Origin of the sequence: Flavobacterium sp. 38-13 (assembly GCF_001899155.1) — a bacterium.
Classification (GTDB): domain Bacteria; phylum Bacteroidota; class Bacteroidia; order Flavobacteriales; family Flavobacteriaceae; genus Flavobacterium; species Flavobacterium lindanitolerans.
In genome coordinates, this window is the sequence record NZ_MKVG01000023.1 from 27,301 (window position 1) to 51,993 (window position 24,693).

General features: G+C 39.0%; 29 protein-coding genes. 18 read left to right on the forward strand and 11 right to left on the reverse strand.

What is annotated here, in order from left to right; genetic code table 11:
• Positions 1-350: 350 nt before the first annotated feature.
• Positions 351-800 carry a response regulator gene (locus BGO88_RS16860; RefSeq protein WP_286707668.1) on the forward strand — a complete coding sequence of 150 codons (450 nt, stop codon included), beginning with the start codon at positions 351-353 and terminating at the stop codon, positions 798-800.
• Positions 801-824: 24 nt separating this feature from the next.
• On the opposite strand, the gene BGO88_RS16865 is transcribed toward BGO88_RS16860, so the two are convergent.
• Entirely contained in the window at positions 825-1,130 is a 306-nt protein-coding gene (locus tag BGO88_RS16865) for a SemiSWEET family sugar transporter (protein ID WP_286707669.1), read from the reverse strand.
• Positions 1,131-1,370: 240 nt separating this feature from the next.
• On the opposite strand from BGO88_RS16865, the gene BGO88_RS16870 reads away from it, so the two are divergent.
• From BGO88_RS16870 to BGO88_RS16890, 5 genes are all read left to right on the forward strand, one after another.
• Positions 1,371-1,928 (forward strand): HD domain-containing protein, encoded by a 558-nt coding sequence (locus BGO88_RS16870; protein ID WP_286707670.1) that lies wholly within the window; start codon positions 1,371-1,373, stop codon positions 1,926-1,928.
• A gap of 18 nt (positions 1,929-1,946) precedes the next feature.
• Positions 1,947-2,678 carry an endonuclease gene (locus BGO88_RS16875; protein WP_286707671.1) on the forward strand — a complete coding sequence of 244 codons (732 nt, stop codon included), beginning with the start codon at positions 1,947-1,949 and terminating at the stop codon, positions 2,676-2,678.
• The gene (locus BGO88_RS16880) at positions 2,675-3,415 is read left to right on the forward strand and encodes a DUF72 domain-containing protein (RefSeq protein ID WP_286707672.1); all 741 of its coding nucleotides are present in this window, start codon (positions 2,675-2,677) and stop codon (positions 3,413-3,415) included. The genes BGO88_RS16875 and BGO88_RS16880 overlap by 4 nt, the downstream gene beginning before the upstream one ends.
• A 143-nt stretch (positions 3,416-3,558) precedes the next feature.
• On the forward strand, positions 3,559-4,716 hold the full coding sequence (locus BGO88_RS16885; protein ID WP_286707673.1) for a zinc-dependent alcohol dehydrogenase: 1,158 nt from the start codon (positions 3,559-3,561) through the stop codon (positions 4,714-4,716).
• A 10-nt stretch (positions 4,717-4,726) separates the two neighbouring features.
• Positions 4,727-5,692 carry a T9SS C-terminal target domain-containing protein gene (locus BGO88_RS16890; protein ID WP_286707674.1) on the forward strand — a complete coding sequence of 322 codons (966 nt, stop codon included), beginning with the start codon at positions 4,727-4,729 and terminating at the stop codon, positions 5,690-5,692.
• Between the two features lie 16 nt (positions 5,693-5,708).
• On the opposite strand, the gene BGO88_RS16895 is transcribed toward BGO88_RS16890, so the two are convergent.
• Positions 5,709-6,254 carry a 2'-5' RNA ligase family protein gene (locus BGO88_RS16895; protein WP_286707675.1) on the reverse strand — a complete coding sequence of 182 codons (546 nt, stop codon included), beginning with the start codon at positions 6,252-6,254 and terminating at the stop codon, positions 5,709-5,711.
• A gap of 229 nt (positions 6,255-6,483) precedes the next feature.
• Between BGO88_RS16895 and BGO88_RS16900 the strand changes: the two genes are divergently transcribed.
• Positions 6,484-6,786, forward strand: a complete 303-nt coding sequence (locus BGO88_RS16900) for a hypothetical protein (RefSeq protein WP_273237812.1) — start codon at positions 6,484-6,486, stop codon at positions 6,784-6,786.
• A 44-nt stretch (positions 6,787-6,830) separates the two neighbouring features.
• On the forward strand, positions 6,831-8,399 hold the full coding sequence (locus tag BGO88_RS16905; protein ID WP_286707676.1) for an FAD-dependent oxidoreductase: 1,569 nt from the start codon (positions 6,831-6,833) through the stop codon (positions 8,397-8,399).
• On the opposite strand, the gene BGO88_RS16910 is transcribed toward BGO88_RS16905, so the two are convergent.
• From BGO88_RS16910 to BGO88_RS16925, 4 genes are all read right to left on the reverse strand, one after another.
• Positions 8,396-9,400 (reverse strand): SDR family oxidoreductase, encoded by a 1,005-nt coding sequence (locus BGO88_RS16910; RefSeq protein ID WP_286707677.1) that lies wholly within the window; start codon positions 9,398-9,400, stop codon positions 8,396-8,398. The two genes, BGO88_RS16905 and BGO88_RS16910, sit on opposite strands and share 4 nt — an antisense overlap.
• A gap of 79 nt (positions 9,401-9,479) precedes the next feature.
• The gene (locus BGO88_RS16915; RefSeq protein ID WP_286707678.1) at positions 9,480-9,722 is read right to left on the reverse strand and encodes a hypothetical protein; all 243 of its coding nucleotides are present in this window, start codon (positions 9,720-9,722) and stop codon (positions 9,480-9,482) included.
• A 167-nt stretch (positions 9,723-9,889) separates the two neighbouring features.
• A complete protein-coding gene (locus BGO88_RS16920) occupies positions 9,890-10,372 on the reverse strand; it encodes a CinA family protein (RefSeq protein WP_286707679.1) in 483 nt (160 codons plus the stop codon).
• A gap of 10 nt (positions 10,373-10,382) precedes the next feature.
• Positions 10,383-10,895, reverse strand: a complete 513-nt coding sequence (locus BGO88_RS16925; RefSeq protein WP_286707680.1) for a low affinity iron permease family protein — start codon at positions 10,893-10,895, stop codon at positions 10,383-10,385.
• Positions 10,896-11,118: 223 nt separating this feature from the next.
• Between BGO88_RS16925 and BGO88_RS16930 the strand changes: the two genes are divergently transcribed.
• The 5 genes from BGO88_RS16930 (at position 11,119) to BGO88_RS16950 (ending at position 15,661) form a co-directional block, all read left to right on the forward strand.
• Positions 11,119-12,618 (forward strand): T9SS type A sorting domain-containing protein, encoded by a 1,500-nt coding sequence (locus BGO88_RS16930; protein ID WP_286707681.1) that lies wholly within the window; start codon positions 11,119-11,121, stop codon positions 12,616-12,618.
• A gap of 341 nt (positions 12,619-12,959) precedes the next feature.
• On the forward strand, positions 12,960-13,775 hold the full coding sequence (locus tag BGO88_RS16935) for a helix-turn-helix transcriptional regulator (protein ID WP_286707682.1): 816 nt from the start codon (positions 12,960-12,962) through the stop codon (positions 13,773-13,775).
• Positions 13,776-13,859: 84 nt separating this feature from the next.
• The gene (locus BGO88_RS16940) at positions 13,860-14,432 is read left to right on the forward strand and encodes an NAD(P)H-dependent oxidoreductase (protein ID WP_286707683.1); all 573 of its coding nucleotides are present in this window, start codon (positions 13,860-13,862) and stop codon (positions 14,430-14,432) included.
• Positions 14,433-14,483: 51 nt separating this feature from the next.
• Positions 14,484-14,633 (forward strand): hypothetical protein, encoded by a 150-nt coding sequence (locus tag BGO88_RS16945; RefSeq protein WP_286707684.1) that lies wholly within the window; start codon positions 14,484-14,486, stop codon positions 14,631-14,633.
• Between the two features lie 293 nt (positions 14,634-14,926).
• Positions 14,927-15,661, forward strand: a complete 735-nt coding sequence (locus tag BGO88_RS16950) for a hypothetical protein (RefSeq protein WP_286707685.1) — start codon at positions 14,927-14,929, stop codon at positions 15,659-15,661.
• A 12-nt stretch (positions 15,662-15,673) separates the two neighbouring features.
• On the opposite strand, the gene BGO88_RS16955 is transcribed toward BGO88_RS16950, so the two are convergent.
• Both BGO88_RS16955 and BGO88_RS16960 read right to left on the reverse strand, forming a co-directional pair.
• Positions 15,674-16,834 carry an MFS transporter gene (locus BGO88_RS16955; RefSeq protein WP_286707686.1) on the reverse strand — a complete coding sequence of 387 codons (1,161 nt, stop codon included), beginning with the start codon at positions 16,832-16,834 and terminating at the stop codon, positions 15,674-15,676.
• An 18-nt stretch (positions 16,835-16,852) separates the two neighbouring features.
• A complete protein-coding gene (locus tag BGO88_RS16960; protein WP_286707687.1) occupies positions 16,853-17,854 on the reverse strand; it encodes an alpha/beta hydrolase in 1,002 nt (333 codons plus the stop codon).
• 90 nt (positions 17,855-17,944) lie between these two features.
• Between BGO88_RS16960 and BGO88_RS16965 the strand changes: the two genes are divergently transcribed.
• The 3 genes from BGO88_RS16965 to BGO88_RS16975 all read left to right on the forward strand — a co-directional run bounded on the left by BGO88_RS16965 (position 17,945) and on the right by BGO88_RS16975 (position 20,323).
• The gene (locus BGO88_RS16965) at positions 17,945-18,325 is read left to right on the forward strand and encodes a winged helix-turn-helix transcriptional regulator (RefSeq protein ID WP_286707688.1); all 381 of its coding nucleotides are present in this window, start codon (positions 17,945-17,947) and stop codon (positions 18,323-18,325) included.
• A gap of 61 nt (positions 18,326-18,386) precedes the next feature.
• Positions 18,387-19,124 carry a YoaK family protein gene (locus BGO88_RS16970; RefSeq protein WP_286707689.1) on the forward strand — a complete coding sequence of 246 codons (738 nt, stop codon included), beginning with the start codon at positions 18,387-18,389 and terminating at the stop codon, positions 19,122-19,124.
• A gap of 125 nt (positions 19,125-19,249) precedes the next feature.
• Positions 19,250-20,323 (forward strand): alpha/beta hydrolase, encoded by a 1,074-nt coding sequence (locus tag BGO88_RS16975; RefSeq protein ID WP_286707690.1) that lies wholly within the window; start codon positions 19,250-19,252, stop codon positions 20,321-20,323.
• Between the two features lie 226 nt (positions 20,324-20,549).
• On the opposite strand, the gene BGO88_RS16980 is transcribed toward BGO88_RS16975, so the two are convergent.
• A complete protein-coding gene (locus tag BGO88_RS16980; RefSeq protein WP_353743430.1) occupies positions 20,550-20,771 on the reverse strand; it encodes an SDR family NAD(P)-dependent oxidoreductase in 222 nt (73 codons plus the stop codon).
• 22 nt (positions 20,772-20,793) lie between these two features.
• Positions 20,794-20,916: a hypothetical protein gene (locus BGO88_RS16985; protein WP_273237821.1), complete on the reverse strand. Its 123-nt coding sequence runs from the start codon at positions 20,914-20,916 to the stop codon at positions 20,794-20,796.
• Between the two features lie 325 nt (positions 20,917-21,241).
• Here BGO88_RS16985 and BGO88_RS16990 point away from each other — a divergent pair, with 325 nt between their 5' ends.
• Positions 21,242-23,215, forward strand: coding sequence for a sensor histidine kinase (locus BGO88_RS16990; protein ID WP_286707691.1), 1,974 nt, complete (start codon positions 21,242-21,244; stop codon positions 23,213-23,215).
• A gap of 236 nt (positions 23,216-23,451) precedes the next feature.
• Here the strand turns inward: BGO88_RS16990 and BGO88_RS16995 are convergent, their stop codons facing one another.
• Positions 23,452-24,210, reverse strand: coding sequence for an SDR family oxidoreductase (locus BGO88_RS16995; RefSeq protein WP_286707692.1), 759 nt, complete (start codon positions 24,208-24,210; stop codon positions 23,452-23,454).
• An 84-nt stretch (positions 24,211-24,294) separates the two neighbouring features.
• Between BGO88_RS16995 and BGO88_RS17000 the strand changes: the two genes are divergently transcribed.
• Entirely contained in the window at positions 24,295-24,645 is a 351-nt protein-coding gene (locus BGO88_RS17000) for a winged helix-turn-helix transcriptional regulator (protein ID WP_056065610.1), read from the forward strand.
• Positions 24,646-24,693: the final 48 nt, after the last annotated feature.

Here is a 24,693-nt window from a genome sequence, read left to right on the forward strand (position 1 = left end):
TTTTCCAATATTTTGTGTTCTAAAGAGATACGTTTTTCAGGCAACCTGAAAAATAAAATGTTAAATTCTTTTAATTGTATTTAACAATACTTATCTTAGTTAATCTTTTATTCAACCCTCGTACTTGAGGAGATTTTTACATCAAAGTCCTTTCGGACTATTTTATTCCTAAACATCAATTTAGAAATGCTTTCTACCAGAAAGCTGGCAACGCTATTTCGTTAACTGATTTTTAATCTTCGGATAACTATATAGTAGCAATTTTTATGCCATAGTATTTTTTGGAATAGAAGCAAACACTATCAACTATCAACTATACACTAAAAACTAAACACTATCAACTAAACAAAATGAAAACCTCAGACAAATTGATGCAGATTATACTTGTAGATGACGATACAGACGACCGATTACTTTTTGAAGAAGCATTCAATGAACTGGATTCCGGCAAAAACCTTACAATATTTAAAGATGGACGTGAAATACTGGATTATCTGTATACAACAGCAGAAATTCCGGACATTGTTTTTCTTGACCTCAACATGCCTACCCTTGGAGGTATAGAAATATTGCGTGAAATAAGAAAAGATGAAAAATATCAAAAACTGTCTGTGGTAATTTATTCAACATCCTCGGCTGAAAAAGATATTGAAGATTCACTGATTGCCGGAGCCAATATTTATGTCAAAAAACCCAATGATTTTGAAACACTCAAAGAAACCCTAAGGAAAGTAATAAAAATGAACTGGCAGTTTCAATCGGCAGAATTAAACAGGGAAACATTTGTATTTGTTGTCTGATGCCTATATCCCCATATCCGGATTTTATTTTTTGCTGCCAGTATTTGAAAGCACCTTGTTTACTTTTTTTATTTTCCTGTCAGGAATCTGGTGGAGAATCAGTATAACAATACTCAATAAAGAAGAAATAGAGTTTGTGATAATAAGCGGCCAGTCCGACTTGAGGATGCCATAAGCTGTCCAAAGTGATGTTCCGATTAGCAAAACCAGATAAGTTCCGGCAGAAACACCTTTGCTGGTCTTATCTTTTATTATTTTATAAGCTTGCGGAATATTCGCAATAGTAGTGAAAATGGCCGCAAGGGTGCCTATTATGGTTGTTGTTTCCATTGAGTGCGCTTAAATCAATTACTGGAATGGTATTGTCTAATTTCCAAAATAAAAATTATTGAGGCTTATATTTTTCCTTCAAAATGTTGTAGGATTGAATGCTGCTAATACAACCAAATCATGCAGTAACCTACAAACAAAACCAGAAATAATATAAGATACTATTTTGATGAGGTGCTTAATTTTAAGTATCGGCCTGAAACTTTAGAATAGTTTTTGGTTTGTAACAGAAAATAAGCCATGGAAGATATCCTCAAAGAAATAGAACATTATGCAGATAAAGCGCATGGAAATCAAATGCGCAAATATTCTCCTGAGCGTTATATTGTCCATCCTGTTCGGGTTATGAAAATCTGCAGGCAGTATGATGACAGGCTTCCAGTGCTTGCAGCAGCCCTGTTGCATGATGTTTTGGAAGACACCGCTGTTAATGAAAAGCAAATTGCCTCCTTTTTAAAAATGCTCTTATCAGATGAAGATGTTTCAGAAACTTTATTGTTCGTTAAGGAATTAACAGATGTGTATGTTAAAGAGAATTATCCGCAATGGAACAGGAAAAAAAGAAAAAGGCATGAACTGGAGCGTATAAAGTTAACAAGTCCGGAATCACAGACTATAAAATATGCAGACATTATTGATAATTGCAGGGAAATAGCGGCAAACGACCCTGATTTTGCACTACTGTTTCTCAAAGAATGTCTTGCCGTATTAAGAGAAGCAGACAAAGGCAATCCGGAGTTGTATAAAATTGCTGTGGAAACTGTAGAAAAGGAGTTGGAAAACACCTATCCTGATTGATGATTTAAATAGAAGAAAATGCCCGAAGGTCCAAGCATAGTTATTTTAAAAGAAGAAGCCAGGCAGTTTGAAGGTCAGGAAATTATTTCCGTTTCCGGAAACAGCAAAATTGACCAGAACAGACTGTTAAGTAAAAAAGTAATCGCTTTCCGAAGTTGGGGCAAGCACTTTCTGATTTGTTTTAAAGATTTTACAGTCCGTATCCATTTCCTGCTGTTTGGAACTTATAGAATTAATGAAACCAAAGATGCTCCGGTTCGCCTCAACCTGACTTTTCCATCGGGTGAAATAAATTTCTATTCTTCCTCTGTAAAAATATTGGAAGGGGATGTTAACCTGCATTATGACTGGAGTGCAGACGTGATGAACGAAAACTGGAATCCGAAACAGACCAGAGAAAAATTAAAAAACATCCCGAACAAACAAATTTGCGATGCTCTGCTGGAACAGGACATTTTTTCCGGTGTTGGCAATATTATAAAAAATGAAGTACTGTACAGGGTTCGTGTTCATCCGGAATCCTTAGTCGGAAAAATCCCTTCAAAAAAAAGGGACGAGATTATAGAAGAAGCCAGAAATTACAGCTTTCAGTTTTTGGAATGGAAAAAAAAGTTTGAACTTAAAAAACATTGGCTTGCCCATACCAAAAAAACATGTCTTCGATGTGACCTCCCAATTTTGAAGAAATATACAGGAGTGAAAAAACGCAGGAGCTTTTTTTGTGAGAATTGCCAGATACTGTACCAATGAAAAAGAAAAATATATACATAGGCTGTTCCAGTTATAATACTGCTGACTGGAAAGGTGTTTTCTATCCGGAAAATTTACCTAAAACCAAATGGTTTGAATATTACTGCGAACATTTTTCTACCTATGAGCTCAATTCGACATTTTACAGGTTTCCTACACTTAAAAGTTTGCAGTCATGGCACAATAAAACACCCGAAAACTTCCTGTTTTCAATAAAAGCGCCAAAACAAATTACCCATATTCACAGGTTTAAAGAATGCAGACAGCTAATAGAAGATTTTTATGAGGTGAGTAGTGAAGGACTTGCCGGAAAATTAGGTTGTGTCTTATTTCAATTGCCACCAGGGTTTGATTATAGTGCCTCAGGTCTGGAACTGATAGCAGGGAGCCTGAACCCTGAATTTAAAAACGTAGTCGAATTTCGTAATCAAAATTGGTGGAGACCCGAAGTATTTGAAGTTTTAAAGCAAAGAAATATAACCTTTTGCAGTGTGAATTATCCTAAACTGCCTTCAGATATTATGGTGACTTCTGACATTGGCTATGTAAGATTTCATGGAAATCCTAAATTATTTTATTCAGCCTATGACCGGGAAATATTAGAAAAAGCTCAAAGTGAGATTCTCAGCGCAAATGAATTTAAAGAAGTATTCGTCTATTTCAATAATACTGCCAGCACCGCAGGCGTCTTAAATGCACTTGAAATGAAGGAATTATTAAAATCAAATCGGGTTTAAGCCCTGTCTGCCAAATCCTGCAATTTTTGCATAAAATGCTATAATGCAACGGGTAATTAAAAGTACCAACTTTATGATAAGTCAGGTTAAGCAAAAATACCTGCTGTGAAAACCGAAGTAACAAGTCATTAAAATCAATTACTATGAAAGCATTAGTATTCCATAAGCCAAAAGATGTTCGGGTAGATACGGTACCCGATCCAATTATTGAACAAAGCAGGGATGTTGTACTAAAAGTCACATCGACCGCAATTTGCGGCTCTGACCTTCATATCTATAACGGATTCTTTCCGCAACCGCGAAATTTGGTACTCGGACATGAATTTATGGGCATAGTTGAAGAAGTGGGTGCAAGTGTGAGAAATCTGAAAAAAGGAGACAGGGTGGTTGTTCCTTTTCCTATTTCCTGCGGCACCTGCCATTTTTGTAATCTCAATCTTCCAACACATTGCGAAAATTCAAATCCGGAACACTATGGTCCGGAAGGTGAATTATTAAAAGGTAAAGGCGGTGCCTTATTTGGATATACAGATTTGTATGGCGGATATAGTGGCGGGCAGGCTGAATTTGTGAGAGTGCCCTATGCAGATTATGGACCAAGGGTAGTGCCGGAGAATCTAACCGATGAGCAGGCTCTTTTTCTGACGGATATTTTTCCAACCGGTTGGTCTGCTATTGACTGGGCAGCATTAAAAGGAGGCGAAACAGTGGCTGTTTTCGGATGCGGTCCGGTGGGAATTATGGCAATGAAATCAGCGTGGATCCGCGGAGCAGGAAGGGTTATTGGTATTGACACCCGCCAATATCGTTTGGATATGGCTGGCAAGGCAGCAAATGTAGAAACTATAAACGCGAAAGATAATGATGCGGTCGAAATGATTCGTGACATGACCGGTGGCTATGGTGCTGATGTTTGTGTAGATGCCGTTGGGATGGAAGCTGACCAAAGTTTTTTGAGTAAAGCTAAAAATTTAATTCAGGGCGAAGTAGGAACCATGAAAGTATTAGGCTTTTGTATGGATGCCGTGAGACGCGGAGGCACAGTTACTGTTGTTGGAGTTTACGGGTCGCCTTATGATAATTTTCCGCTGCACCAATGGTTTGACAAGGGAATCAAACTTAGGGGAGGACAAGCTCCTGTACACAACTATATAGACCACCTGATTGATTTGGTAGCCACAGGCAAGGTGGTGCTGGAGGACATTATAACTCATAAAGTTCCGCTGTCTGAGGCCTCAAAAATGTATGATGTGTTTAGTAAAAGAGAAGATAACTGCGTAAAAGTAGTACTAAAGCCATAATCTAAAAAGAATGGATTATCTAATAAAGAGAAAGGATAGCTGTAAAAATAAAGTGAAGCATAGAATACTGCGCTTATTTACAGCTATTTTTTTAGTGCTGCTTTCCTCAGGCATTGCCCATGCGCAGATACAGCAAAAGCCGGAACTGGAAGTGTTTAAAAAGCCAACACGTAAAAAGTGCAGGCTCAAAGTTTCCCAAACTTTTCAATTAAGTCATGAAATTCCTGAAGGTTCCGGGTTATGTGTCTGGAAAGGAATGCTGTGGACTCATAACGATAGCGGTGAACCGGTACTATTTTCGTTAGATACTGCAACGGGAAAAATTATAGAAAAATATTTGCTGCCCGGAGTGGCAAACAATGATTGGGAAGATTTGGCACAAGATGAGGATTATTTCTATCTGGGTGCTACCGGAAACAATACAGAAAAGAAAGATACGGTCGAAATTCTCCGTATTGGCAAACACGATTTGATCAGGCAAAAGCCTTCCATTGAAAAGATTCGGTTTACTTGGCCGGAAACATTGACCGATGGAAAACGGAAAAAAATCAATTTTAACTGTGAAGCAATAACCGTTGTTGGCGATAGCCTGTATCTTTTTACCAAAGAACAAAAAAGAGAAAGGCGAACCAGAATTTTTACATTATCAAACCGGCCTGGCCTCTCTATTGCCAAATACAAATCGACGTTAAAAACGAGAATACTGATTACAGGAGCTTCTTATGATAGCGGAACAAAACAACTTGTGCTTTGTGGCTACAACCTCTTGCTCAGGCCTTTTTTGCTCGTATTTCCAGAAACTGAAAACCATGATTTTTTTGGCGGCAATATGAAACAGATTAAGCTTAGGATTCCTTTCCATCAGGTGGAAGGTGTGGCAACTTCAGATGGCAAACGTTATTATGCTATTAATGAAGAATGGCATTTGTATTTTTTTCACACCAGGCAGAAATTGCATGTCATTGATCTGGAATAGAGGGCAATAGTCACTCTTATTGCAGCGGTATCGACACCCTGTCCTTAAATCCAAGTTCTTTTTTAGACATCAGCTTTTTAAGCACTGTAACTTCCTTACAGGTCCATTCGGCAGTATACTCCAATTTTTCAAGATAAGGCTTTAGTACCTCAAATGTTTTATATGGGATTTTTTTCGCCAGGCTAATATGGGGAGTTCTGGCTTTGGATTTCACAGAAATCATTAACTCTATAATAGGTTCCGGATTATTGATTTTTAAATAAACGGTAACGCTGTTTTTGTGGTCAAAATAATCCCAACCCTGCACTTTTATCGGGAAAGGCTTGCTTCCGGATGTCAGTTCCTTTATAATTTCAGGTAAGGCTTCGTCGTCCGTACGTCGGTCTGTTAGGGTAATATGGGCAATAGAATGGACGTTCTTTTCCGTAATATCCGCAATAGCATTCAGTTCCTTCTTGATCAGGGCTATATCAGCCTTAATGTCGTCCGGAGGAGAAAGTACGACAAGATAGGCATAGTCAGGCCCGAACAAAGAAGTCTGGTTATGGATGCGTTTCTTCATAATTAAAATAAAGATATTTCTGTATCCAAATGTAATCTGTTCCTGTCTTTTTTACCTACTAAAAAGCTCAGAAATTATTATATAATTTAAGGCCAGATGCGCTCAAAAACGTCATGTAAGTTTATTTTAAAATTATATAATGCCCGAAGTAGTTTTTATTTGGAAATTTAATAGGACAATCTTTTTCCGGACAGAATGGAATAAGATGGATAACTTAAAAAATACAGACATGAAAAAGGATAATCAAAAAGAGCAATCAAAAAAAGAAAAGCCGGCAGCTAACAAAACAGCTGCAAAAGCTACAGACGATAAAGATACGGCCCGTAATCAATATAGTGGTTCCGGTGATTTTGGTTCGGACGACAATGAAACAACAAACACAAAAGATGGGCAGCTCAATAAAGGGAAGACGATAGTTGACAGTCAGGTTCCTGAAAACGGAGACAGCCGCTATAATAACCAAAAGGCAAACAGGGCACATGGTCCGCGAAGCAAAACCTCACCCGGAGGCGATACTAATGACGGACAATAAATTTTTTTAGATACATGTACTCTTTCTTAATTGAATAAAATACTATGGATAATTTCAGCGATGCACTCATTTCTTCAGGCGATAATGTATCCTTTTGGATAGATACTACGCCCATAATTTCTTTTAAAAAACCGGAAGGTCCTGCAAAAACCGAAGTACTGATTATTGGTGGTGGTATTGCAGGACTTACTACTGCCTACCTTCTTTCAAAAGCAGGAAAGAAAGTCATAGTTGTAGAAGACGGATTTATAGGAAGCGGTGAAACAGGAAGAACTACGGCCCATTTAAGTAATGCACTTGATGACCGTTATTATTATCTGGAGCGGGTTTTTGGAAAAGAAGCGGCCGCATTATCGGCAGAAAGCCACACGGCGGCAATTGATGAAATTGAGAAAATTATCAGAACAGAACATATTGATTGTGCATTCAGGAGAGTAAATGGTTACTTATTCCTGCATCCATCAGATAAGGAAGAGAATCTTGATAAGGAACTGGAAGCCTCGCAAAGAGCAGGAATTTCCACAACCCTGTTGCCAAAAATTCCAACTATGGCTGGAGGCAGTGACCAAAGATGTATTGTTTTTCCTAATCAGGCTCAATTCCATATACTTCAGTATTTGAGCGGACTTGCAAAAGCAATAACAAGTTATGGAGGGATTATTTACACAGAAGCACATGCTGAAAACATCACTAAAGAAGGAGCTACGGTAAATGGATTTGCTTTTAGGGCAGACTACATAGTTGTAGCAACAAATTCTCCCGTAAATGATGTTCTGACAATGCACACCAAACAACATGCTTACAGAAGTTATGTCATTGCCGGCAAAATCAGGAAAGGTCTGCTTCCTTATGCTTTATGGTGGGATACGGGCGACATGGATTCCAAATGGGTATCACAACCGTATCATTATGCAAGGTTAGCGGAATATGATTCAGAAAATGACCTGCTCATAGTGGGTGGAGAAGACCATAAAACAGGGCAGGGAGATGAGGAGTCCCTTCTGGAGTCTGCACGTTATGACAAACTGGAAGCCTGGACGCGTGAACGTTTTCCTATGCTTGGAGATTTATCCTACCGTTGGTCAGGCCAGATTATTGAACCGGTTGATTCCTTAGGATTTATGGGCAAAAACCCGGGTGATGAGAACATCTACATCATAACCGGCGATTCAGGAAACGGAATGACACACGCCACATTGGGCGGTATGATTATCTGCGATAGCATTAGAGGCATTCCTAATAGATGGCAGGAATTGTACAGCCCTTCCCGCATTACTTTAAGCACTGCCATCGATTTTTTAAAAGAAGCAGGCAATATGGCCGCACAATATATCGACTGGATAGGCAGTCCCGACCTCCAAAATATTGCCGACCTTGAACCGGGGCAGGGTGGTGTCCTTTCCCATGGCATACGTAAAATAGCGGTATACCGTGATTATGACAATAAGCTAAGTGCTTTTAATGCAGTATGTCCCCATTTGGGCTGTATCGTACAATGGAATAATGACGAAAAATCATTTGATTGTCCGTGTCATGGTTCCCGATTTACGCATGAAGGCAAAGTGGTGAATGGACCATCAATAGAAAATTTACGAAAAATTCGTATTACTTAAGGTTGTCCTGAACCACCACTGGCTCCATAAATTTGCCCGGTTGAAAAACTGGCATCGTTAGCGGCAAGCTGCACATAGATAGAAGCAAGTTCGACTGGCTGTCCTGGTCTGCCTAATGGTGTATCTTTACCGAATTGTTTTAATTTTTCCTGGCTTGCTCCACCGCTCACCTGTAATGGTGTCCATATAGGTCCGGGAGCTACGCCATTCACCCGAATGCCTTTTGGGCCAAGTTGTTTGGCTAATGATTTTATATAGTTGGTTGTAGCAGCTTTGGTCTGGGCATAATCATATAAATCTTCCGTTGGGTCGTATGCTTGTTGTGAACTGGTGCCAATAATAGAAGAACCGGGTTTCAGGTGTGGCAATGCCGCTTTGATTATCCAAAAAGGAGCATAGATATTGGTTTTCATTGTCCAGTCAAATTCTTCTGTTGAAATGGCAAGGATAGAGTCATTTGCCTGTTGTCTGGCGGCATTATTTACTACTATGTCAAGTCCACCCAATGCAGTAACTGCTTCAGAAACCAGCCTGTTGCAAAAGGCTTCATCACGCAGGTCGCCTGGAATAGCAATACCCTTTCGTCCGGCTGCCTTAATAAGCTGTATAACTTCTCGGGCATCTTCTTCTTCAGCAGGTAAATAGTTTATGGCCACATCAGCTCCTTCTCTGGCATAGGCAATAGCTGCGGCTCTCCCCATACCGGAATCACCTCCGGTAATCAGTGCTTTTCTTCCTTTCAGACGTCCCGAACCTTTATAGCTCTTTTCACCATGGTCCGGACGGGGTTCCATCTTACCGGCAAGTCCGGGCCAGGGTTGGGATTGCCCTTTAAATGGCGGTCGAGGATATTTTGTAGTAGGGTCTTCTAAATCCTTAAGTGCTACTGTTTCCATAGTCCCTAAATTTTCCGCCATAACAGGCTGTAAAGCTACAGTAGCTAATACTGCCCCGATTCCGCCTAGCGCTTCGCGGCGATTCATTGTATTATTTTTGCTCATAAAAAAACATTAAAAGTAAACAATATGGGAAGGTGACATTCCCGTTTAGATAAGCAACCCGGCATGAGCCGGGTTTAATTTACTGCTTGCCCGTTCCTGTTGGGCTGGTGTTTTTGCGGGTTTTTCTATCCCGATCATTAATAGTGTCTTTTTGCATATCCTTCTGATCACTTTTTTTCTTTGCGTGATGACGTTTTTGTTGCGTCGAAGATTGTTTTTTGCTTGTCTGTGTACGCGAAGTATCCGTTTTCGTCGTATCCGTTTGAGCAGAGGCGAGGTTCAATGCCAATACTGCCATCATGGTTAAAATTACTTTTTTCATAATCATTTTTTTTATTAAAGTTATAGATGCAGGACTTACTTTAGGTATAACTGTTATTCCTTGCCTACCAAAATTAGTATGCTTTAACGAATAAGGGATTATATGATTTTAGTGTAAAGTTGTAAATACGCCCGGCTTCCATAGAATGAAATAGTAATTATTGAATTTTAAGTGCTTAGCAATTCAATCAGCAAAAGTCCTACCTTGTTTATAGTCTGGGAAATAATTTCTTTGGGACTGCCCGTAAATACTTCTCTGTGGGCGACATATTTTTTGTCACTCATTTTGATGTGGATAAACATAGTTCCCACAGGTTTTTCCGGAGTTTCGCTACCGCCAGGTGACGTTAATCCGGTAATGGCTACTGAAATATCATTTTTAAAAAAATTCACCAGTTTTTCTGCAAGCAATTCTGTTACTTCAGAAGATTCTGCCGTATATTTTTCGATGGTTTCTTTAGGAATGCCAAAGAGCTCTTCTTTTACACAAACATCATAACAAACAATACCGCCCAAAAATATCTCTCCGGATTCCGGGACGAATGAAAATTCTGAGGCGAGCCATCCCGCAGTCGCGCTTTCAGCGAAAGCAATCTTTAATTTTTTCCCGGCTATAAGTTTGCTGCATTCTAAAATACTTTCTATGGCCATGATGTAAGGATTAAGTGTTTTTAGGATTTTGTGGTTTCTTTGTTACCGGACGTTTGCTCTTTTTCAGCTTGTTGGGGCGTATTTTGTATTGATGTCCTTCTTTGGCTTCATCAAGTGAATGCGATTCGTGAAGTGCCCTTTCTTTTTTAGCCAATTCATTCAGCTTGCTGTAATACCTGTTAATGATTAGCATTTCTTCTTCAGTAAGGTCTTCAATATCCACAAGGCGATTGCTGGCCAGTTTGCTGGAAGCCAAAAGCTCATTAAGTTTTAACTGCATGGCAAGCGAATCCTTGTTTTGAGATTTTTGGATAAGGAAAACCATCAGGAAAGTGATAATTGTAGTTCCGGTATTGATTACCAGCTGCCAGGTTTCGGAATAGTTAAAAACAGGACCGCATATTCCCCAGGTTACTACTATAGCAAAAGCGACCAGAAAAGCGGGTGTGGAGCCTGTCGCATGAGCAACTTTTGAAGCGAAAGTTTCAAAAAAATCCTTCTTTTTTTTGTTTTTTGATTCCATAGGTCTTTATGTTAGCTTTTAGTATAAAGTTCATAAATACCCTGTTGATGGGTGTTATATTTTTTTTGAGAAGCCTTACAGAATTTTTTACAAATTAAATCCGGTATTTATGAACTATAAAGGATTGGCTTTATGTCGTTTCTGTACAATTTTATATAAAAAGAAACATGTAATTTTGAATCGGTTTGGCTTTAGCGGCTCATTTAATATTTCTTAAAATACTATGAAAAATTTAGTCCTGTTAATACTATTGCTTTTTATGGTAAAAGCATCCGGTCAGAATCAGACAAGAAAGGTGTTGTTTTTAGGGAACAGTTATACTTATGTAAATGACCTGCCCTATATAATTTCTGAATTGGCTGCCAGTGTGGGTGATGTTTTAGTTTATGACAGCCATTTAATAGGAGGATATACTTTGGAAGACCATTTTGCAAGCACTGTTTCATTAAACAAAATCAGGTCACAAAATTGGGATTATATCATATTACAGGAGCAAAGCCAACGGCCGGCATTTATAATTCCAAGCGGATTCATGAACGGGTTTAATAACCTGACAACGTTTATAAAAGCAAATAAGCCTTGTGCACAGGTTATGTCTTTTATGACCTGGGGATATAAAAACGGGGATACTCAAAATTGTTCTGCAAATCCGGGCGTGTGTACTTATGACGGAATGCAGACCCAATTGACGAACCGATATGTAAGCATGTCAGATTTGTTCGAATCCGAAATTACACCTGTGGGAGTAGTCTGGAAACATATAAGGGAAAATTACCCTTCCATAGAGTTGTATCAGGCTGATGGCAGCCATCCGTCTGTAGCCGGTTCTTATCTTGCCGCCTGTTGCTTTTATGCTACTATTTTCAGAAAAAATCCCGGACAGATTTCTAATAATTATGGTTTGGATGCAAATACGGCATCCATTATAAGAAATGTGGCTAAAACTTTAGTGTTTGACCAGATGGAACAATGGTATATAGGAAGATATGTCCCGGTTTCAGATTTTGATTATGTTATAGGAACCGGCCATAATGAGATAAAAATAAACCGCAATGATACCACTTACAGAAATTCCTTTATATGGGATTTTGGTGACGGGACAACAGCAACAGACCGCACGCCAACACATAGTTATTCTGCCGATGGGACTTATACAATCAGACTGACTTCCTACAAATGTTTTTTAGGGCAGAATATAGAGTCGGTTTTTGAACGTACCGTAAATTTTTGCGCCCACACGAATACCATTTACCCAAATCTTTTACTTTGCCCGGATGAAACTGGAACACTTTGGACACAGCCAGCAGATAGCTATCAATGGTATGATGAAACAAGCCCAATAAACGGGGCAACAAATCAATCCTTGCAGGTTGAACCCGGAAGAGCCTACAGGGTGTTGACTACGGTTAATGGCTGTTCCGAAATGTCTTCGCCAATGTTGGTAGATTCGTATATGAATATTGAAGACTGTAGATTGCGACTTCCGGAAAATAAAGCTGTAGAAGCCACCATTTTCCCCAATCCGGTTAAAGATATTCTTACTATCCGGACGAATAAAACCCTACAGGAAATTTCGGTTTATGACATGACGGGAAAAAGAATAACTGTAAATCAGGTTTCACCTTATGCTTATGATGTTTCCGGAATTTTAAACGGGATGTATTTTTTAAGGATTAGCCTTGAAAATGGGAGCTATGTTTCAACAAAATTTATAAAAGAATAAAACAGTAATAGTTAGTTGCAAAAGGAAAAAAATGTCTGGAAAATAAAAAGATAAATCCGCTATTGGAATCTATTAATTTATAATTTTATATTCCTTAAACCATTCATAATGGTAAAAGCAACTTTAATCTTTATACTATTTTTTATTGAATCATAGCTTTAATAAAAAGTATTAAAAAAACTTATGAATGTGGCAAAGGCACTGATTTTCATGGTTCGGTTTCAGAGAATGTATAAATTAAAGACTTTCCAAGCACGTTAAAAATTATCAGACCAAATCAGCTCTAAAATAAAAAGATTTAAAAATAACCGAAGTTGGAGAAATAATAAAAATGAACAATAGTGTCAGAAGAACCTTCATATCATCACTATAGACTGCCCGTTCCGCAGGAATTCGGAGATGTATTTTCCCATTTTTATAGTGCGGAAAATAATGGTACAAGCATCCTTAGCAAGACCTTGCTGCCTTCTTTCCAGACGATTATGGTTTTTAATTTTGGAGCCCGGGCATCCTTGGTTTCCAAACAGGGCACAGCAATAGAAATGGACAAATGCATTGTGTTGGGGCCCATCAAACAGGCATTTGAATATTCACTCCCGCCCGGCGCAAAGATACTGGTCGCCAATTTTAAGGATGACGCCTTTTATCGTTTTTTCGGTAAGGCCTCCCTTTCCGGTCACTTGCCTGTCCATCCGGATGAAGCCATGGAAGAAAACTGTTTTACCTGTTTGTGGCACCAACTTAATAGTATCGACAAAGTAACGGAAAGAATCGACCGTATTCTGGACTTTTGCAGACCTTACCTACGACTACAAAATACCACTTCCACCTTGTTGGTAAAGCTCAAATCAGGTCCCGTAAATCCCATCAAATCCGTTGCAGAGGAAATGGGACAAAGCGAACGTAATATTCAACTGAAGCACAAAAAACACTTTGGCTACAGTGCAAAGGAAATCAACAGATATCAGCGTTTCATCAAGGCAATTGATTTCATAGAGCAGGCAATGGCTTCCGCAAGTGAAGTCGATTGGTTTGAGATTATTGGGCAATGCGGCTATTATGACCAAAGCCAGCTTATTCATGATTTTCAGCATTTTATAGGTCTTTCTCCCAAAACTTTCGTGAAGTTTCAGCAGGATATCTGTCAGGCCATTTAACACCCGTGCTTTTCGTTTTCTTACAATTTTCCCACTTTTAACCCCTATACCTTTGCTTCAGACAATCACTTAAAAAGAAGAAGCATGAAACATCTTATTATTTATGCCCATCCTAATGGGACAAGCCTCAACAGCTTATTCAGGCAAACCGTTGAAAAAACACTTAAACAACAGAACCATGAAGTAATGGTGCGTGACCTCTACCAATTAGGTTTTGACCCCGTTCTGTCGCTGGAAGACATGGAAGGACAGCGTAAGGGTATGGTTAGCGAACAAGTCAGCAGGGAACAGGAATACATCACATGGGCAGATGCCATCACCTTTATCTATCCTATCTGGTGGACGGGCATGCCCGCTATCATGAAAGGATATATCGACAGGGTGTTCAGTTATGGTTTTGCCTACCGTTACGACCAGGGCATACAAAAAGGACTACTAACGGGCAAATTGGCCTATATCATTAATTCACATGGGAAGTCGGCTGCGGAATATGGGGAAACAGGTATGGATAATGCCCTAAAACTGACGTCGGACAAGGGCATTTATACCTATTGCGGACTTAACATCAGACAGCATTTCTTTTTTGACCGGGCCGACCGTGCTACGGCTGAAATGGCCAGTGAATGGACATCTAAAATTATCGATGCCTATGCCTGAAATCAGAAATTGGCAATCCGCTTAGTAAATTAATCTTTAAAACTTAAAAAAATGACACAGGAAACAAAACCAATATTCAATAGCGCTGTCTACAATCCATATTTGTTAATGCTGTACAGGTCTGTTAAGAAAATTATCAAGTACGGCTTTTATATCGCCTTGCTTTATTTTGCTTTTGAAGCGTTTATGGCATGGGAGTAATTGAAGCAAATAGCCAATCATCATAACATATTTCATATTTTTACTATTGCAAAATTCCGCAGGTGTTTTTCGTGTACAATAGCCAATAAAATTGCTGGTAGCAAAAAACATAGTGAAATTCAATATAGAACAATCAAAATGAAAAAAATTATATTTCTTCTATTAACAGTAGGTACGTTTTATTGTAAGGCTCAAAATTCAGTGAGATTTGACTATGATAATTTTGAAAGTCAGGTTCTTGCTTATACCCTAATCAAAACTCAAATGTTTCTAAAAAAGATTTTGATTACGGAATGATGATTTTAAATGAAACCAAAACAGCAACAAAGAATCGTCCTGAAAATTTCAATCTTGCCGACTATTTCAATGTATTCATTGCTTTCCTCAAACTAGAGGAAAGTAATGAAAATATAAAAATTGCATTCGAAAAGTTTAAGAATGCCAATGGCAGTTGCGAATACTGTATTACATTCGAAAACTCTTTAAACAAGAATCCCAAATTTGATATTGTCCGGGCAGAGTATGATAAAAAAATGGAAGAATGTAAATTAATTTCAACACAAAAGAATTTTGATGCTAAAGAATATTCCCTGAAAAATAATCTGGACTATAACTTAATTCAGCAAATCTATCAGATTGATAGTGATGACCGAAAATACAGGGACACCAAAGACTTCCTAACCAAACAAAAAGAACTGGACAGCCAGAACCAAAAAATTATAAACGAGTTGCACAAAAAGTACAAAACCTATATAGGTAAAAGTTTGGTAGGTGAAAAATTCGAAAGTGTTATGTGGGCTGTTATTCAGCATTCAAATATTGAAATGATGGAAAAATACTTACCTGTTGTTCACATTGCAGTAAAAGAGAAGGAGTTGAGTTCAACACCCTTGAAAATGCTGATTGACAGGTATTATGGTCTAAAATATGGTTATCAGGTTTTTGGCTCTCAAAGCAGCGATTTTGGTTTTAAGATGGCGGATGAAAAAAAGAGAAAAGAAATAAAACTAAAATATGGAATTGAATAAATAGTATACTGATTAGTGTGCAATAATTTGTCTATCGCTCTTTTCATAAAAGCTCCTTAATATCATCATTAGAAAGGCCAGCAAACCAAATACAAATCCAATCCAGGGATTGTATGCTACACCTTTGCTTACAATCATCCAGCCACCCAGAGTAGTTCCTAAGGTTACTCCCAGATTTCCAAATGAGGTTGCCAGACTGTTTGCAAATTCCAGAGAATCGGGAACCGACGAGATCATATAGGTAGAGGCATTCAGGAAGCTTGGCGAGTACATAAAACCCCAGATTGCAATCACTGCAATAGTTAGTAACAAATTACCGTTCGAAAAGTACAACAGGACGGGAATTACTAAAGTTCCGGAAAGAAAAAAAGCCGTTGTTTTGGTCACATTCCGGTTAAGCATTTTTCCTGCAAGCCAGGTTGAAAAAACACCAACAATTCCAAAGACAAACAGCATATAACTTATCATGGTTTCGTCCATTCCTTTTGCTCTATTCAAATAATCGGCAAAATAGCTATAGGTGGAAAACCACGCAGTAATCATGAAAAAGTTAGCTGCGGTGCTTAAAATAAACGCCGGCTGGGTCAGGATTTTCAATTGTGTTCCATAGGATTTTTTCTTGCTTACAGGCATTGAAGGAAGCATAAGATAAATCACGGACAAGGCAATAAGGCTTACAACTGTTTGGAGCATAAATGAATATTCCCAGGACCACAGACTCGAAAGCCACGTCGCAAAAGGAACCGTAGTCACCATTGCCAGGGTTACTCCGCTGAAAACAATACTCATTAATTCGTTTTTCTTATCATCATCAGCATTAGAAACAGCAACAGATAGGGCCGTGGCAATATAAACGGGTTGTAAAAATGCGGGAAGAATCCGCACCAACATCAAAATCCAGAATGGAGGCGAAAAGGAGGAGACAAAACCTGTTATAAGAAATATGGCAATGGAGGTGAGCATAATCTTTTTACGATCAAAACCCGAAACCAGTAAGGTCATGAATGGTCCTGTAAGTGCAATGACCAGAGCAAAGGCACTTAAAAGGTAACCGGCCTTATCAATACTTATTTTATAATGTTCAGCAATCTGCGGTAAAATTCCAATAACCCCGAATTCGGTGGTGATAACGGCAATAAAGCCCAAACAACCAATATAGGCATACTTCTTCATATAAAACTCTTTGGAATGTTATTTTGAATTTTCTTTCGTAAATGCTGCGATTTGCTGAACTGCTTCTCCGGTTTCTTTTAAAACAGCCCCCATGTGCATAAAACCATGAACCATCTCTTTGTAATCCAAAATCTTAACCTGAACTCCGGATGCTTTCATGTTCTCTGCCAGTTGTTGTCCTTCATCCCGCAGGGGATCGTGTTCAGCTAATACAACCAAAGTTGGTGGCGTATTTTTAAAATCTTTGATCAGAGAAGGAACTGCCAAAGGGTTTTGCAGGTCTTTGGGACTGGACAAATACCAGTTCCAGGCTCTTATTCCTTCTTCTTTATTAATTATGGGACCATTTTCGTAGACTTCCCATGTTTTTGTATTTAATTTATTATCTGTCGCAGGATAAATCAGCACCTGAAATCTCAATTGGCGGGCAAGTTGTGTTGAAACACCTACAGCCAAAGCTCCTCCCGCGCTGTCGCCTATAATTCCGATTTTATTTTTATCGAAATTTAAATAATCTGCATTAGCAATAATCCATTCAGTGGCTGATTGGGCATCATCAAAGCCTGCAGGAAAAGGATATTCAGGAGCCAAACGATAATCAACAAAGACAATGGCGGCGCCCGTAGCATTGGCCAATTGGCGAACAATAGCGTCATGGGTTTCAAAACTTCCGGAAACAAACCAACCGCCATGAAGATAAACGATGGCGGGCGATTTACTTTCATTTCCGTTAGGTCTGTAGATTCTCACCGGAATTTTGTGATTCTTTTGAGAAATCTCAAATTCTTCAATCATCCTGACCATTTCTTTTTTGCCACCAAGCTGAACGGCCATCGTTTCATATCCTTTCCGGCTGATATCTAAAGGATTTTTGCCGTCAAACACATGGATCTTTTGGAGATTGTCCACTATTTTGGATAGTTCCGGGGTCAATTCAATTTTATTCATTTTGTTATTACTGTTAATTGTTTTACAGGAAATCAGTCCCGCTATCATAAGTATTCCGATAAGTTTTTTCATGTTTTATTTAAGTTTTAGGCAAAATTAAATAGAAGCCATACATTTGCATTGTACACAGCTAATTGTGTGGTACGAACAAATTTGTAAGTAATGGGAAAGAGAAAGGAAAATTCAACAAACAGCATCAATGAACAGTATATTATTACGGAGTGCGACCTTACGTATGCTATCTGTAAGATTGGGGGAAGATGGAAATTGCTTATCCTGTGCAAACTTGAACACGGAAAACTCCGTTTTAGCGAAATCAGAAATAGAATTACCGGAATTACGGAAAGAATGCTGACATTGCAGCTCCGCGAATTAGAAAAAGCAGGTTTGGTAAAAAGAACCGTACATGCTGAGGTTCCTCCAAGGGTAGATTATGAGCTGACAGAGATTGCAAATGAATTGGTTCCTATCTGGAAGCAACTGAGTGATTGGGGAAATAAGCATAAAAAATTAATTCAGGAAGAAATTCCCGCAGGGATGTAGGATTGGCCATTTGTATGATAGAGTAGGGTTTTTATTAATTTGACTTTAAAGCGTTAACAGGATGTTTAGACATACGGGAAAGGGGCGAACCTATTTGCACAACCTCAGGCTGGCTTCACTTTTGTCGGCGGTAGCGGGTATTGTAAATATTGTCGGAGTGCTGGGTCTTAATACGTTGACGACCAACGTTACCGGTCATTTTGCTTTCTTATCGGAAGAATTTGTCACAAAAAATTACGGCCTTGTCTGGGTATATCTTTTCTATGTTGTGTTCTTTTTAGCCGGGGCATTCGTTTCAAGTATCTTAATTGAAATCGCTGCCAGACGCAATGTAATCCATTCCTATGCATTGCCTATAAGTTTGGAAATTATTGTGCTTCTGGTGGTTAGCTTTGCTGATACGCCTATGGACAACGACCAGTTCCCTTCAAAAGTTTTCCTTTCGTGTCTACTGCTATTTGCCATGGGTCTACAAAATTCGCTTGTGACCAAAGTTTCCCAATCTGTAGTACGGACCACCCACCTGACCGGATTATTTACCGATTTGGGAATAGAGCTCTCACAATTACTATTTTACAGAGGATTGTCTGAGCGTGCTATCTTAAGAAAGAGTATCCTTTTGAAAGCCGCAATTATCGGCTGCTTTTTTATAGGGGGACTTTTGGGCGGTTTTATTTTTCTCCAACTTGGAATCAGGACGCTATACATTCCGGTTGCCTTACTGGCCGCGGCACTTTGGTATGACAGTATACTTTTGAGAATCTACCACATCAGGCGTAAATTAAGAGTTCACAATTGAATTTCTGTTTTACCACCTAACTGTTTTGGAAAAGAAATACATTGCAAAACCTTAAATTGCTAATGTCTCAATTTTACAATTTTTTCGTTATTGTTTCGCTTAGTTTTGAAATATAAAAAAATGCCATGCAATACGTTACACTTTTGGGAGACTTTATAGAAAATGCTAAAAAAACATTCAAAACAGGTTGGGTAACGACTGTTTCAAAAAGGAATATTTTTCTGTTCATTCAACTTTTTGCTTGTAATTTTTGCTTTTCCCAAAGCTATTCACACTTGAGTATTTCAGATACGATAACGATCCATTCAAAAGTATTTGATGCCAAAAGAAAAGTAATTATAACAAAACCCTCACCTGCAAAGACAGAGGAGAAACAAAGCAACTATATTGTATATATGGATGCAGATGACCAAAATATCAATGGGTCATTTCTACAATCTGCCAACAATTTAATCGCTAATAAAGAAATACCACAGAGCTATTTGATTGGAATAATTCACGAAAACAGGAATACGGAACTTTTGGAGAAAGACAAGTTGCTAAATTTTCTTAAAGAAGAATTGATTCCTTTGCTTGAAGATAAGTGTGGGAAAGCAAATAAAATAACCATAGCAGGTCATTCTTTTGGTGGATATTTTGCAACGTACGCATTTCTGAAGGATAATGATGTTTTTAATTCTTGTATAGCAATTAGTCCGGCTTACTGGCCAAACAAAAATGATGTTATCGAACTATTACTTGAAAAGGCAAGCCTTCTTCATGGCAGCTTCTACTTAGCCGTTGGTGATAAGAGATGGGATGAAATTTCCTTAAGAAAAAACGTGTTTAAGGTACAAAAAACACTAAGAAATCAAAAGAACCTTTCTTTTGGTTTTAATGATTTGACAGGCTTTGCCCACAATGCTACTCCGGTAGTAGGTTTTGGATTAGGACTTAGCTTTGTTTATGACGAATGGGAATGGATAAATATTCTGGAAGAACAGGACAATAAATTAAAGCAGTTCCCGGGTTTTTGGGGTCATCTTGAAATAAAAGCAGATGCATTGTTCCATTTAAACCGTGTTTCAGAGGCAAAATCCTTTTATCAGGAAGCATTAAAAAATACAGCGGAGGATAAACACTTGTCCAAATCGGAAATGAGAGAGGTAACGAAAAGACTGCGTACTAAAATTAAAAAATGCAGTAAAATTTTACGATAATTGTCTTCAGTTTTTATGGCAAATAAGGGAGCAATTCCATGGCAAAAACGCCTGCGTTATTGCCAGAGTTCCAAAGATATTCGTTTCCCAAACGGTCTTCATCTCATTTATCGACGTGATACTGGCAAGTTGTGCTGACAAAATTTCCTGCATAGTCCGTCCAGGTTTTCCTGCATTTGAAATAGCAGCATTATTCACAAGTACGGTGAGGTATCCGAATTCATTTTCAATGACCGTTCACTGCCGCTTTTATAGAGTCGTTATCCGTAATGTCCAATTGAAGGGCTTTAGTAAGGCCACCGATGGCTGCAACAGCCGCTTCTCCTTTTTTAAGGTTTCTGAAGCCCAAATATACCGTGTATCCATTATCAGCCAAAGCTTTGGCTATCTGGAACCCGACACCAGTGTTAGCACCTGAAACCAGTGCTGTTTTTCTCTCATTGTGTATGCATAATTATATCTTTTAAATTTTACATAGCAAAGTTCCTGATTTTGTTAGCTATGAATGTAGCCAAATCAGGAACATTTGTAGTCATATCGAGAAAGCTTCTAAGTTGCCAGTCACATTGCCCGCATTTATATTCAAGCTGCATACTGATGAGATTTCTGTTGAATTGTATTAAAAAAGGCTTGTAAAAAATTGAATAGCAATAACTCTCAGAGCTGCCTTTTGAGGGATCATTCCTTACATCTGAATTTATCAAATGTTTTGTTTTTGTTAATATTAATACTAGAACTTCCATGAAAAGAGCTGTAACACTAACAAATGACTGTGTGCCGTGTGGATGTCAAAAACTTCGATATAGAACCTTACGAAGAACATACCGTTTTGTACTATTTTTGTCATCTGCTAATTTTAGATTTTGGAATATGTTGCAACGGAATTTTTTGATAAGCTGTTTACTGAATAGAATTAGCTTGAGGTCAAACATCCATTTCACTATTGGAATAACCTTATTCCTGATGTTTTTCGCGGTATGCTGCAAGGGACAGTCGACCAATGATTTCAGTTATCAAAATATAGGTGACGATCTTTACTACCTGGAAGATAAAAGTTCAGCGATGTCATTAACCGATGTCAAAAAACTAGCCGATACCGAATTTACTAAAGGGAAGGACGAAATCCTGAATTTTGGTAACACTTCTTCGGCATGGTGGATAAAAATCAGTTACACTGTAAAGCAGGACTTACCTCTGTATCTTATCATTGATGCGCCCAATATCGAATATATCGATGCCTACACAACCGATAGCAATGGCCAAACAGTCCTTTTTAAGACGGGATCCCTTAGGACTACCCAGCCCAATGTAATCGTCCGAAACAACTTTATGCTGAATCTTCCGGTCACCTCAAAGATTGAAAATAAAACGATCTATCTACGATTGAAGACAAATAATATCTTGCTGGCACCAATAAAGTTGGCTACGGCAGAAAGCGTGATACAGGGGCAGGAGTTCAAACAGGGAATCGAATATATCTATATCGGGTTGTTGATTGGGCTGTTGCTGTTTAACCTGTTCCTGTTTGTCAGCGTCAGGGACATCACTTATCTTTATTACGTATTATATGTCCTTACGTTATCAAGCTACCTGCTGATCTACATCAGGGGATACGGTTTTATTTTTGGCGATGAAATAAGGATCTTTTTTAATCAGTATCCACATGTTCTCCTGAGCTTTTCGGTAATAGCCTCGCTACTGTTCTGCAATAAGTTCCTCCACCTGCGGCAAAGAGCACCTAAGATGCTGGGCATTTTCTATGGGATTGGTGGCCTTGGTCTGATTCTTTTTTTTGTCAGTGCTTTGGGATTCAAACACACGGCAACAACTATTGCTCAATTCCTGACCGTCACAGTAGCCGTAGTGGCATGGATTGCGGGTGTAATTGCCTATCGGAACGGACACCGACCTGCAAAGTATTATATCGTGGCCTGGTTCTTTATCTGGGTGACTGTAGCGATGGTTACGCTAAGCCTGGGCGGACTTATCCCGTCCAGCGAATTCACGATTCAACTGGTGCCTATTGGCTCAACCCTTGAACTGTTATTGCTTTCCTTCGCACTGGGCGATCGGTATAAAGTGCTTATTAAAACAGAACAAGAGGTCAGGGACGAAAATCTGTTTTTGGTAAGAACACAGAATCAACGCCTCGAGGAAAAGGTACACGAACGTACGTTACAGCTCAATAGTACTATCAAGGAGCTGGAGAGTTCCAATGCCATCAAGAACAAACTGTTTTCAATCATTGCACACGATCTTAGAAGCCCGTTGAATAGCCTTTTAGGTATCCTGTCGCTGAGCGACATGCAGCTCTTGACTCCAGAGGAATTGCAGGAACTACTCGAAGAAAATAAAAAAACAATCAAATCAGTCAGTTATACGATGGATAACCTTTTGCATTGGGCGCAAAGCCAGATGGACGGTCTGATAACCAAAAAGGACCGTTTTGAATTAAAGGCTGTATTCGATGAATTATTGGTGCTCTATCTTCCTCTGATTAAACAGAAAGGTATCCAATTGGAACAGTTGGTTGAAGGTGATAGCATCATTAGCGCTGATCGCAATCAGGTCAGTCTTGTGTTACGGAATCTGATCGATAATGCAATTAAATTCACCCCCTTAGGCGGAAAGATCTGGTTTACGCTGCAATCTATACCCGAAGGCGTACAATTTTTGACGGAAAATGAAGTTGCGGATAATCCTGGAATAGATATCGACAACATGATTGGGAATAAGATGGCAAGCGCTACACGTGGTACCGGAAATGAACAGGGCGTTGGACTTGGCCTGATATTATGCCAGGAATACGTTAAAAATAATGGAGGCACGTTTCAGGTCGATCAAAAGGAAAACAGGATCAGATTTTCTGTGGTACTGCCAGATGAGCGGTAATACTTCCAATTTCTATTATTTTCCCAAGACTTTTGAAGTACCTAATGCTATCAAAGAACGGATAACAATGGACGATCATTGGTATCGCGGAATCATTTTGTATAAAATCAATCAGCGCTAAAATGACAAAGGCTAGAATGAATTGAAAGAAACCAAAAATAGTGCAGTAAGCAAAATACCAATAAGAAACTGCCCTTATTGGTATCTTTTTATTGAATTAAAATTACCTGCTGGTTTTACCACGGAATTTCCCCTGTTTCAGGATTCATATCTTCGGAAAAAAACTTGCCTGTCGGGCCATCGCTGCCTATTGTTGCATATTTTATAATTCTTCTGGCTGCGTCTTCAACAGAACCCTGCCCGAGCTGATGGTTGAAATCTGTCTTTGTTGAGCCCGGACTTACTGCATTGACCTTGAACGGCAGGTCTCTAAGTTCATAGGCCAGTACAAGTGTATACATGTTCAATGCCGCTTTGGAGGACTGATACACGACACCTTTGTGCCTGTAATGGATAAAATCAGGATCGCTGTGAAGGGTAAGCGAGCCTTGGCTGGAGCTTACGTTGACAATTCTGGGTTCATCTGATTTCTTGAGCAGATCCATAAATGCCTGCGTTACATTGATAACCCCGAATACGTTTACTTCAAATACTTCCCTGAATTTGGTTACGTCGGTTTCTGTTGCCGTATGCATCAGGGGTTTGTCTCCATCGAATTCGATACCGTTGATTCCCGAATTATTGATCAGCACATCCAGAGTGTCTGTTTTTTCACCCAAAGACGCCCGGGCTCTTTCAACAGATTCGGTATCTGTGACATCTATCTGGATAAATTCTGCATTTGAAAATCCTTCGGTGATAAGCTTTTCTAAGGCCTCAATTCCTCTTTTCCTGTCGCGGCTGCCTATGAGTACACGGTAGCCTTGTTGCAATAATTGCCTTGCGGTCTCAAAGCCAATTCCCTTATTCGCTCCAGTGATGAACGCTGTTTTCATATTGTTTAAAATTTTAATTATTACTCCTGCAAAGGTATCTGGTTTTAGTATACATTTGTAACCGATATACTAAAGGATACCGACATGACGGAAGAAGTAGCATTGCAGATAAAGGAGCTGATCCTGCACGTGCAGGACACATTATATGTAATCGGCGGAAAATGGAGACTGCCAATAATCATCGCAATCAAGCATGGAAACCACCGTTTCAAGGACATAAAGGATTTTGTGCCAAAGATCACCAACAGGGTACTTTCCGCAGAGCTTAAGGCGCTCGAGGCCAATAAGCTGATCACCAGGAAAGTGCATGACACTTCGCCAATATTAGTAGAGTACAGGATCACCGAATATGCGCTTAGCGTGAAAGAAGTAGCCAATGCTATGGGAGACTGGGGACGGAACCACCGAAAAAAGTTGAAAGATAAGGGTGACTAGCCATCAGGAATGTGATGAGCAGAATAAGCAGCCCGCATTACCTTGGTT